General features: G+C 58.7%; 7 protein-coding genes. 1 reads left to right on the forward strand and 6 read right to left on the reverse strand.

Going from position 1 to position 10,630, the window contains the following annotated elements; genetic code table 11:
* Positions 1-264 precede the first annotated feature (264 nt).
* The 6 genes from QZ822_RS08315 to QZ822_RS08340 all read right to left on the reverse strand — a co-directional run bounded on the left by QZ822_RS08315 (position 265) and on the right by QZ822_RS08340 (position 8,960).
* Positions 265-1,671 carry a hypothetical protein gene (locus QZ822_RS08315; RefSeq protein ID WP_070847434.1) on the reverse strand — a complete coding sequence of 469 codons (1,407 nt, stop codon included), beginning with the start codon at positions 1,669-1,671 and terminating at the stop codon, positions 265-267.
* 601 nt (positions 1,672-2,272) lie between these two features.
* Positions 2,273-4,060 (reverse strand): DEAD/DEAH box helicase, encoded by a 1,788-nt coding sequence (locus tag QZ822_RS08320; RefSeq protein WP_005507820.1) that lies wholly within the window; start codon positions 4,058-4,060, stop codon positions 2,273-2,275.
* A gap of 328 nt (positions 4,061-4,388) precedes the next feature.
* Entirely contained in the window at positions 4,389-4,688 is a 300-nt protein-coding gene (locus QZ822_RS08325) for a DUF3039 domain-containing protein (RefSeq protein WP_005506434.1), read from the reverse strand.
* Positions 4,689-4,969: 281 nt separating this feature from the next.
* The gene (locus QZ822_RS08330) at positions 4,970-6,646 is read right to left on the reverse strand and encodes a transporter (protein WP_294643917.1); all 1,677 of its coding nucleotides are present in this window, start codon (positions 6,644-6,646) and stop codon (positions 4,970-4,972) included.
* On the reverse strand, positions 6,622-7,620 hold the full coding sequence (locus tag QZ822_RS08335; protein WP_294643919.1) for an ABC transporter ATP-binding protein: 999 nt from the start codon (positions 7,618-7,620) through the stop codon (positions 6,622-6,624). Before QZ822_RS08335 ends, QZ822_RS08330 begins: the two co-directional genes overlap by 25 nt.
* Positions 7,621-7,946: 326 nt before the next feature.
* Positions 7,947-8,960, reverse strand: a complete 1,014-nt coding sequence (locus tag QZ822_RS08340; protein WP_294643921.1) for a co-chaperone YbbN — start codon at positions 8,958-8,960, stop codon at positions 7,947-7,949.
* A 293-nt stretch (positions 8,961-9,253) separates the two neighbouring features.
* On the opposite strand from QZ822_RS08340, the gene QZ822_RS08345 reads away from it, so the two are divergent.
* Positions 9,254-10,540 (forward strand): AI-2E family transporter, encoded by a 1,287-nt coding sequence (locus tag QZ822_RS08345; RefSeq protein ID WP_294643922.1) that lies wholly within the window; start codon positions 9,254-9,256, stop codon positions 10,538-10,540.
* The last annotated feature ends 90 nt before the right edge of the window (positions 10,541-10,630 follow it).

Consider the following 10,630-nt stretch of genomic DNA (forward strand, 5'->3'; position numbering starts at 1 on the left):
TCAAAGCCATTGGTTTCATCGTTGAGACTCAACGAGACATCACTCAATGGCGTTCTCCGTGAGTGGCCAAAATACACCAAGAGACCACTCGCCAGAGAAGTACACAGTCCTCATGCCAGATATGCGCGGATGCGCCACTGGAAGGACTAAAACTTAGGGGCCGATTCTCCCGCTCCTGAGGAAAATTTCAGGAGCGGGAGAACCGGAGGGGCTAGTATCTAACCCACCGAGTAACCCAAGAGGGGGACTCGGATAAGCACGCTATTAGGAGCGCTTGCAGAGGAACACTGCAACAGAGCCGTTACCGCGGGTACCGCTCTTGGTGGGAGCATTGCCAGCAGTCTCGATGCGGCCGCCGGAAGCGTTGGGGGCAATGTAGGAGCCACCCGCACCGCCGCCACCGCCAAGCTGACCGAAGTCAGTGTTCTGACGGATACCGTTGGGGTTGTTGTTCCACTTCTGGGTCAGAATAATACCCATCGAGGAAGTAGAAGCACCGGAACCACCGCCGCCGTAGCCTGCACCGCCACCTGCGGAGATGACAGACTCATAGCCGTTCCAGTTAACACCGTTGGGTGCATCGTCAGGCTCGTCGCTGCCGTAGTAGTGCAGGGCCTTCGTCTTACCGTTGCTGAGAGTGATAACTTCAGGGCGGGAGGTATCGTTGTTGTCAAGCATGTAGGAGTAGGAGCCCACACCATCGCCACCGTTACCGTTGAAGCCTGCGCCACCATCGTTACCGGAGTTAGAGGACTGGAAGATTTCCTGGTTGTTGGTGGAGTAGTAACCGATTACACCATTGGTGGACTTGTCGGTAGGCAGAGCGGTCTTGGTACCACCGTTACCACCGATACCTGCGGAACCACCCTTACCAGGCTCAACAATGGTGACCTGAGTGGTGTCCGCGGTGCGAACCAGCGAACCTTCCTTACCTGCAGAACCTGCAGCAGCCTCAGCGGAACCACCGGTGGAACCGATAACGGGGTAAGCGTTGCGCTGCTTGTTACGCGGCTTTTCAGTGGGCCACAGGTAGCCAGCATTCACCGCGCCAGGGAAGGCGAACTTTTCGTTGTTGTTAGCGCCACCGGAGTTAATGAAGCCAGCGCCACCGCCGCCACCTGCAACAGCAACGGGGGTACCATCGATAACCAGAGCGGAGGAGCCGCCACCGGATGCGGAGTAGGTAATACGCTTGTTTGCAGAGTCTGCAGGCCACACAGCATTAACACGCTGCATAACGCTGTTAGGAATCGGGGTAGGCAGGTTGGAGGAACCACCGTTACCGTAGCCCTCACCACCATCTGCGGGCTTCAGAGGGCCGTTACCGATACCACCGGCACCAGCCACAAGCTGCACAGTCTGGCCGGGCTTCACAGCAATTTCACCGGTCAGCTTAGCGCCGGAACCTGCGAGGATATCCTCATAGTTGGTACCACCAGCACCACCAATAACAACGAACTTAATCTTGTCGACCTTCTCGGGAACGACGAAGGACTGGGTGCCCTTAGCACCTGCGTCGGTACCGGAGATGGTGTAGTCAGCAACGGTATCGCTTGCGTACTCACACACAGTGGAAGAAGCGAAAGCGGGAACTGCAGCAGATGCTGCGACAACCGGAGCAGCCCATGCTGCGCCAGCAACAACCTTGCGGCGAGAAATGTTAGTAGACATGTATGTCCTTCGAGAGTGATATCTTGGGCACTCACTCCCACCAAGAACGCGGCCGATAAATCCACGCAGGGCAAACGCACACACAAAAGTGAAGATAGCGTGCAGAAGAGAGTGAATGCATGATGTTTCTATACAAGCGTCAGCCCCTGCACGCCCAGAAGAACAAAAAACACAAAGGTCAGCTTCAAAAGCACAGGGAAACCCAACACTTGGAGAAAGCATACCCCCCCCCCCGTATTAAATTTTCAAGCGAAAAACGCACATAATCTTCCATAAACCCACTTTGACATGCAGTATTCAACCAGTACTTGAACTTTTATTCACACACATTTCTCCCCTAAATCCCTCTGATACATCTTCCATAAACAACCTTCAGACGATGTTTTTCTCAAATTAGGGGGCAAAAACCAACATTAAGTTTTTTAAGAACCACCTATTCCCACTATCTAACCGTCTTATTTTCTCCGCGTATGTGCTTTTAAGCACCTGAGAAAACCTTCAGGTAAAAATCACTCAAAGAGGTACAGCTTTCCTCCACACGTCAAAAGCCCCGCGAGCGCATACACACCCGCGAGGCTTTTCTCTACGTTCTGTCCACGTTCTAGCGTCGGCCCACGAACCAGTCCGACAGCTTATCGATACGCGCCTGAATCTGCTCAGCAGAAGCCTGCGCGACCGCCGGGCCGCCACAAATCTTACGCAGCTCATTGTGAATCACGCCGTGCGGTTGACCCGAACGAATCGACCACGCCGCCACATTCTTCGCCAGCTTATTGCGTAGCTCCTTCAACTGGCGGTGATCCACCACCGAAGGCGCCGCAGTCGCCGGGCGGCGTGCCGCGTGCTCACGCTGATGCGCTCGCAACAGCGTACCGACCTGTTCGGCATCCAGCAGACCCGGAATACCCAGGAAGTCCTGCTCCTCCTCACTACCCACGGCAAGGTTGCCGGAGGCGAACTCGGCACCGTCGAACAGCACACCGTGGAAGGACGCCTCGGAGCCGAGCGCCTCGAACTTGCCGCGTGCCAGCTGCTCGGAGGCGCGTTCCTCGCGGTTTGCTTCTTCGAGGAGGTGATCGTCCAGGCCTTCAACCATAGGGTCAATTTCCTGGGGTGCGCCGCGGTCGAGGGCGTGGTCGCGTTCTACTTCCATGTCGTTGGCGAGCATCATCAGCTGCGGCACCGACGGCAGGAACACGGAGGCGGTTTCGCCGCGCTTGCGGGCACGCACGAAACGGCCGATCGCCTGGGCGAAGAATAGCGGGGTGCTGGTGCTGGTGGCGTACACGCCCACGGCGAGGCGGGGCACGTCCACACCTTCGGACACCATGCGTACGGCGACCATCCAGCGCTGCATGCCTTCACGGAATTCATCAATTTTTGCGGAGGCTTCACGGTCGTCAGAGAGGATCACGGCGGGGTATTCGCCGGTGATTTTCTGAATCTGTTCGGCGTAGGCTTTGGCGTCCGCGTGGTCGGTAGCGATGACAAGCGCACCGGCATCGGGCACGGTGCGGCGCACCTCGGTCAGGCGCTTATCAGCTGCCGCGAGCACGGTCGGAATCCATTCGCCGTTGGGGTCGAGGGCGGTTCGCCACGCCTGGGAGGTAATGTCCTTAGTGAAACCCTCACCGAGGTTTGCCGCCATTTCCTCACCGGCGGAGGTGCGCCAACGCATCTGTCCCGAGTACGCCATGAAGATGACCGGGCGCACCACGTGGTCCTTCAGGGCGGGGCCGTAGCCGTAGGAGTAGTCCGCCTTGGAGCGGCGGATACCGTCATTATCGACCTCGTAGGTGACGAACGGAATCGGGGAGGTGTCCGAACGGAACGGGGTACCGGTCAGTGCCACGCGGCGGGTCGCGTCGTCGAACGCTTCACGCAGGCCGTCACCCCAGGAAAGGGAATCACCGGCGTGGTGAATCTCGTCGAAGATTACGAGGGTTTTCGTTTCTTCGGTGTTGCGGGCGTGCAGCTGCGGCTTATTCGCCACCTGCGCGTAGGTCAGCGCCACACCCTTGTAGTGGCGGCTGATGGTCACATCCGCGTTCTTGAAGTTCGGGTCAATGGGAATACCGACCTTCGCGGCGGCGTCTGCCCACTGCTTTTTCAGGTGGTCGGTGGGCGCCACAACGATGAGCTGGCGGACCGTGCCGCGGTTGAATAGTTCCTTGGCGAGGGTCAGCGCAAACGTGGTTTTACCCGCGCCGGGGGTTGCGACTGCCATGAAGTCGCGGGGGTTGGTTTCGAAGTACTTCTGCATGGCTTCTGCCTGCCAGGCGCGCAGGCTGACGGAGGTACCCCAGGGGGCGCGGTCGGGGTATGCCGGGGAGAGCTTCGGCTTCACCATACTGTCGAATAGGGTGGGTTCCTCTGCGGGTGCGCTCATTCTCTCCTTCTTCCTCGTCTACCTCTGCTGATTCCTCCCGCCGACTCAGCGCAGGGCGCTTCTCCCCCGTGTGGAGGTGGTGGGCGCTCTGGTGTTCCAGTGCTCTGGTGTTTCTGGTGCTCTGGCGGTCTGGGCACAGCGAGGTTAAATTCTAGCACCACATCCGCGGGTTGGGCCGGGCTGTGGTGCAAGAATTTAGTGCTCGTCAGCAAAGTCTCATGAGCGGTGTTGGGCCGTTGAGTCTCGCTGTTGCGGCGTGTTATTTATTCGTATTTATTCAGGCGTATTGTCTGAGATGTGTTGTCTGAGGCGTGTCGCCTGGCGCGTATTATTCGCCGGAGCCGTTGTCGCCGTCGTTGCCGGGTGCGAGACCTTCGTAAATTTCCTTGCACTGGGGGCAGACGGGGAACTTCTGCGGGTCACGGCCGGGTACCCACATTTTGCCGCAGAGGGCACGCACGGGTTCACCGGTCAGCGCCGATTCGAGAATCTTTTCCTTGCGTACGTAGTGGGAGAAGCGCTCGTGGTCGCCGGGCTCAGAAAGCTGGGTTTCTTCGCGTTCGAGCAGGGCGGTGCCGCCTGCGGTTCCGGGGCCAAAGGGGTCTTCGATGCCTTCGATCGAGCTCATGTTTCTCCTTGATGATGAGGTGGGATACATAGGGTGAGGGGTGCCGCTGCACGGTTGGGTGATTGGCGCCTTCTCTATTTTAGTAGCAGTTGGGAGGTGCTGAGCCCCCGGGCGGTCAATATGGAGGCAGGCCACAGCTTGGCCATAGACTCTTAGGTATTGCGGTGAGCTTCTTTCTGCTAGAAGTTCGGGCGGCACAGAAAAGGGGTTCCGCGCCAGGCTTAGTACCTAACACGGAACCCTTCTCTTTTATTCCTGATGTGCTGGAGCTTCGACTCTTGTTAGTTCGCCTGGAAGCGTGCCACGCGCTCCAGCATCTTGGAGCTGACTTTGTCGTAGCGGTGGCCGCCCCACGCCACGCCGCCCACGAGCAGTGCGGCACCAATCAGCAGCTGAATCAAGCCACCGTAGACGAGGGTCAGCACATCCTGCGTGCGGAAAATATACACAACAACAGAGATACCGCCGGGTAGCGCACTGAGCATCACCAGAACTATAGAGAGCATCAGAAGCAGCTGCTTAGCGAAGCCGTCAGTGTTCTTCGGGTTCTTGAACGGGTTAGCCCCGGGAGGCGCCACGGGAGGACTAATGAAGGTATCTAGTACGCATCCAATGCCAGCCGCCGCAGCGAACACGCCCAGCTGGTGCATCAGCACAATGGGGAAAAGCTCCAGGTGTCCATTTGCCGCTGAGGCGACGAACACCATCACTACTACGATCGGAACCATCAGGATGCTGTAACCCCAAAGCCTGCCGATGCGGTCGTCAATACCGCGTAGCGGGGAGAGCACATGCAGGCTGAATGCGGTGTTGTCGTAGGAGACGAGGTAGCACATGTAGTAGCCGGTGAAAACGGTGCAGAAGTACATCCAGAATCCGAAGAGTTGCATGACGCCGCTATTGATAATCTGGTTGGCTTCAGCCGCGTTGATGCCATTAAAATCAACATGAGTTTTAACGGACCCTACAGAGCTCAGGAACAGCGGCATACCCACCGTTAGTATCAGGTAAAGCATGGCGGTGCTTGCGGTCAGCAGCTGCAGACGGTTGTCTTTCAGGAATGAGTGCAGGGTTCGTGCCGCTACGGCGCCACGCGGGGTTGCGGGGAACCGTGCAAACAGGCCCAAATCACCCGCGGCGACTTCGGCAGCGCTGGCGTGGTGGGCGCTACCGCCCACATTCGCCATGGAGCGTACCAGGTTCTTACCCCACAGCAACCAACCGCCAGCCAGGTAGACGAGGGTCAGAGCCAGGCAGCCAAGGGCAACACCCATATTGCCGGTCGCCATAAAGTAGGGCACAGCAAACGCGGAACCGAAGGGCGTCACGCCCAGCCACGGCAGGTAGGGCAGCACCTCTTCCCAGTGCTTGGTCAGGTAGGTTATCGTTCCACCGAAGATAAAGCCGGCGCTCATCATCAGTAGCATGGCAACGATCATCAGGGTGTTGGCGATGCGCGGGTTATCGTTCAGCGCCATGCCCAGGCGGTTGGCGAGACGTGCCCACACCATGAGGTTCGCAAGGCCGAGCACGCAGCAGATGAGGTACACGACCAGCGCGAGCGGTTGCGATATAAACGCGATAGCGCCCAGCAGCACGGCAATGATGCTGGCGATACCGGGGATACCCACGAACCCGCCGAGGAACTGGCCCTTCTGAAGGGTGGAGGGTTTGATGGGGAAGAGCACGAATCGGCTCTCGTCCAGGGTGCCGTCCAGGCCACTGAAAAAGATAGGGACGATAGCCCAGGCGAGCGCCACAACGGTGCCTACAAGGAGGGCGCCGAGCTGACCGTATTCGGGTACCTCCGAGTTAGCGATAACGTATGCGGAGCCGAGGCCGAAGAGCATACCGCCCGCATAAAGCGCCGCAAAAATTAGGCCGATGAGCGCCCAGATGCTTCGGCGGAAGGAAGCGAGCACATACTGCCACTTTAGTGAGACGAGGTGCCCAACCATGACAATCCTTCCGAGGAGGTGCGGCCACCGACCAGCTGCACAAATCGTTCTTCAAGGCTCACGCCGGCGCGTACTTCGTCGACGGTTCCGGCGGCGAGAATACGGCCGGAGTCCATGACGGCTACGTGGTCGCACAGGCGCTGGACAAGGTCCATCACGTGCGAGGAGATAATGACAGTTCCGCCGGAGGCAACGAAGCCACGCAGAATATCCTGAATATTAGCGGCAGAAACCGGGTCGACCGCCTCGAAGGGCTCATCAAGAATCAGCACGGAGGGCGCGTGAACGAGGGCGGCGGCGAGCGCAATCTTCTTGGTCATACCGGCGGAGTAGTCGGCAACGGCACGGCCCGCAGCGTCAGTCAGATCCATTGCGGCGAGCAGGTCCTTGACGCGGGAGGCAACGGTTTCCTTATCAATTCCGTGCAGGTAGCCGGAGTAGGTAATGAGCTGCTCGCCGGTGAGCTTATCGAAGAGATGCACGCCGTCGGGTAGCACGCCCAGGTGTGCTTTCGCCTTGAGCGGGTCGGTCCACATGTCGATGCCGCGCACGTATGCGGTGCCTTCGTTGGGCTTGAGCATGCCGGTGACCATGGAGATGGTGGTGGTTTTACCGGCGCCGTTGCGGCCGACCAGTCCGTAGAAGGATCCGGAGGGGATGTCGAGGTTGATGCGGTCGACGGCGACCTTCTGACCGAATGCCTTGGTGAGGCCGCGGATTTCGATTGCGGGGCGAGCGCCAGCCGCCGGTGCGGTCTGCGGGGTGACGGGTAGCTGAGGTGCTACCGATGCGGGAACTACAGCTTCCGGAGCTGCAAGCTCAGGGTTTACAGCTTCCGGCGCTGCAGATTCGGGGACTATAGCTTGAGGTACTGCCGCGGCGGGTGCTGCCTCTACTGCGGTCTCTTGTACCGGGTTCTGCGGTGAACCTGGCTCGTTCAGATTGGGGTCCTGGGAAAAGTGACTAGTGTTCATATTTTTACCCTACCACCCCCCCATGAGGTCTAGCAGGTTTGGTGATGAAACCTGCATTATTAAGTACTCACAATGCATAATATGGACATTCTGGGGTGCTATGTGTAGCGTCCTAGCGCTCTATCAGACAGGTTGAGTCGCCTGCTCTCCCCCACCTCACAACCGCCAAAAACCGCACACACAGAACGGGCTACCGCCTACCCCACAGCACGAGTGCGTGGGTAGACGATAGCCCGCCCGTATTCAAAACTCCAGATTCAAAGTTCCAGATTCAAAGTTTCAGCCGGTTAGACCGGCTCATGACGCTTCCCTAAAGACAGCGTCTTTTAGAACAGCGCCATGGTCAGTGCCGCACGCGCCTTGACAGTGCGCGGGTCAGATGCACCCACCACGTCGAAGAGCTGCACGAGGCGCTCGCGCACGCGCCCCTTATCGTCGGGACCAACAGCGCTGAACAGGCGCAGCAGACGGTTGTATGCATCCTCCACGTGGCCGCCCACCAGATCCAGGTCGGCTACATTGAATGCGGCGTCAATATTCATGGGGTCTGCCGCGGCCGCCGCGCGTTCGGTTGCCATGTCCAGGTCCTTCACGCGGGCGAGCAGTTCGACCTGTTCCAGGCCGAGCTTCGCTTCCTTATCGCCGGGGTTCTCGGCAATTGCCTTGCGGTATGCGGCGCGGGCACCCTCCAGGTCGCCGCGGTCGAGGGCGGCGACAGCTTCTGCGTGCAGGGGCGGCAGGGGCTTTTCATTTTCGGGAACGACCGGGTCGAAGCCGCCGGGCAGCTGGTACTGTGCCGCGAGTTGCAGAACCTGGGAGAGCACATCGCCAAGGTCTTCTGCGCTGACCGGACCGGTGTAAATCGGTGCCGGGCGACCCGCCAGAACGGCAACGCCCGCGGGCACACCGCTCACGCCGAACGCCTGGGCAGCTTCGGGGAGCTTGGTGACGTCCACGGCGGCGCAAATCATACTACCCGCGGCGGAGTCCACAAGCTTCTGCACGCCCTCGAGCATCTGCAGTGAGGACGGTGAATGGGGCGCATAGAGCGCGAAAATCACGGCGCCCTGGCTGGAGAGCTGCACGAACTTCTGGAACTCTTCGGGGGTGTTGACCTCGTAGCGCCAGGTGGGTGCGGAGGGGGTCTGCTCGCCACCCTGTGCGCCAGCAGACTGTGCCGCTGCGTTCTGTGCCGCGTTGGGGTTCAGCTCCATGGCGTTGCGTACGGAGGCGGGAATCTCCTGCGCCGCACCGTTCTGTGCTGCCCCACCCTGGGCAACGTTACCCTGCGCCGCGTTCTGGGATGCGCCGCAGTCTGCCGGATCAAAAATAATGCTCATCCTGGGCTCCTTTACGTTCTGTACCTATTCTTGCGTGCGGGCTAAATCCTTCACGCGTTCCTTCCTCTATTATCCCCACAACGCGCCGTTGCGAGCGCGCGTTCCCTGCCGCCTACGCTCTGAGCTCATGCCGGGACTAGCGCTTAGGCTAATCCTTGAACAGCGCGCAGATACCTCTCCCACTTGCGCTCCCCTATCTCTAGCGTTCACCCTTGACGCCGTAACAAAGTAAACCAGCCGGTAGAATGGCACAGTAGAGAAAAATACCCGGAAATGTTCCGGAAAGGAAGAGCATGAGCGAGAAGAAAGCCTCAGCAGCTCCCGAAGAGACGTCATCGTCCTCCGAGACGCGCAAGAAGGAATCCCTCACCGATCAGTTAACGGAGACCTTCAGCGAGATAACCGAGAGCATTAGCCAGGTGCGTTCTAACCGCCGCCGCGCGTCCATGCCTCCTACGGATACCATTCCGGTGGTTCCCGCCGCTTCTGAGGATGCGCCTCCCGCACCGAAGGTGGTCGGCAACGGTAAGACCTCGATGATGCATAACCCGGTCGCTTTTGGTTTCCTCATGACCGTGGGCGTGGGTCTGGCGCTCTTCGCCTACTACATTTTCAATAATGTGGGTGCCCTGGTGGGTTGGGTGACCGGCGCTATTTTCATTGCTCTGGGTCTGGACCCGATTGTGCGCCGTCTGGAGTCGTGGGGTATTAAGCGCGGTATCGGTGTGATTGCTGTGCTTGCTGGTTTTGCTGGCGCCGTGACCGGTCTGGTCATGACCATTGGCCCGATTATTAGCGAGCAGGCTTCTAAGTTTGTTCAGTACGCGCCGGGTATCTATCAGAACACGATCGATTCTGATTGGTACCACGAGCTTGATCAGCGCTTTGATATCAGCACCTGGGTGAATGAGAACGTCCCGAAGTTCTTGGAGTCGACCTTCTCTTCGTCTCAGGTCAATAGCTTCATGTCGAGCCTGGTTTCTGCGGGTTCTACTCTGGCGCAGAGCGTGACCGGCGTAATTATTGTCTTGTTCCTGTCCCTGTACTTCCTCACCTCGATGGACACCATCAAGGCGTGGGGTGTTCGTCTGGCGCCGGCTTCTAAGCGTGTGCGCGTCAAGTACATTACCGACAAGATTACTGAGTCGGTGGGTAACTACGTGATGGGTCAGGCTCTGGTTGCTGTTCTGAATGCTTTTGTGGCGTTCTTTATTATGCTGTTTCTGGGCTTTAGCTTCCCGCAGTTGATGGCTTTGGTGGTCATGATTCTGGCGTTCATTCCGCTGGTTGGTGGCGTGATTGCGCTGATTTTGACCTCGCTGATTCTGCTGACTCAGGGCTGGAGTATGGCGCTGTGGTTTGCGGTGGCCTACTTCCTGTACCTGCAGGTGGAGGCGTACCTGATTTCTCCGCGTATTATGGCTCGTGCGGTGTCGGTTCCTGCCGGTGTTGCGATTATTTCGGTGGCTGCCGGTGGCGCTCTCTGGGGCGTGCTGGGTGCTCTGATTGCTATTCCTGTGGCAGCTTCCATGCTGATTCTGGTGCGTGAGGTGTTCATTCCTCGCCAGGACCAGCTGTAATACTCTAGATTTCTCTACGCGCTCGTTGCTCTCCCCTGGGGCGGGCATCGCATATAACGCAGAAGGCGGCGGCTTTGGATGTTCTATCCA

This window comes from uncultured Rothia sp., from assembly GCF_916715725.1.
Lineage (GTDB): Bacteria > Actinomycetota > Actinomycetes > Actinomycetales > Micrococcaceae > Rothia.

What these genes read in the sequence shown, in the direction of transcription:
- QZ822_RS08315 (WP_070847434.1), bottom strand. Translation starts at nt 1,671, where the DNA reads ATGTCTACTAACATTTCTCGCCGCAAGGTTGTTGCTGGCGCAGCATGG.
- QZ822_RS08320 (WP_005507820.1), bottom strand. Translation starts at nt 4,060, where the DNA reads ATGAGCGCACCCGCAGAGGAACCCACCCTATTCGACAGTATGGTGAAG.
- QZ822_RS08325 (WP_005506434.1), bottom strand. Translation starts at nt 4,688, where the DNA reads ATGAGCTCGATCGAAGGCATCGAAGACCCCTTTGGCCCCGGAACCGCA.
- QZ822_RS08330 (WP_294643917.1), bottom strand. Translation starts at nt 6,646, where the DNA reads ATGGTTGGGCACCTCGTCTCACTAAAGTGGCAGTATGTGCTCGCTTCC.
- QZ822_RS08335 (WP_294643919.1), bottom strand. Translation starts at nt 7,620, where the DNA reads ATGAACACTAGTCACTTTTCCCAGGACCCCAATCTGAACGAGCCAGGT.
- QZ822_RS08340 (WP_294643921.1), bottom strand. Translation starts at nt 8,960, where the DNA reads ATGAGCATTATTTTTGATCCGGCAGACTGCGGCGCATCCCAGAACGCG.
- QZ822_RS08345 (WP_294643922.1), top strand. Translation starts at nt 9,254, where the DNA reads ATGAGCGAGAAGAAAGCCTCAGCAGCTCCCGAAGAGACGTCATCGTCC.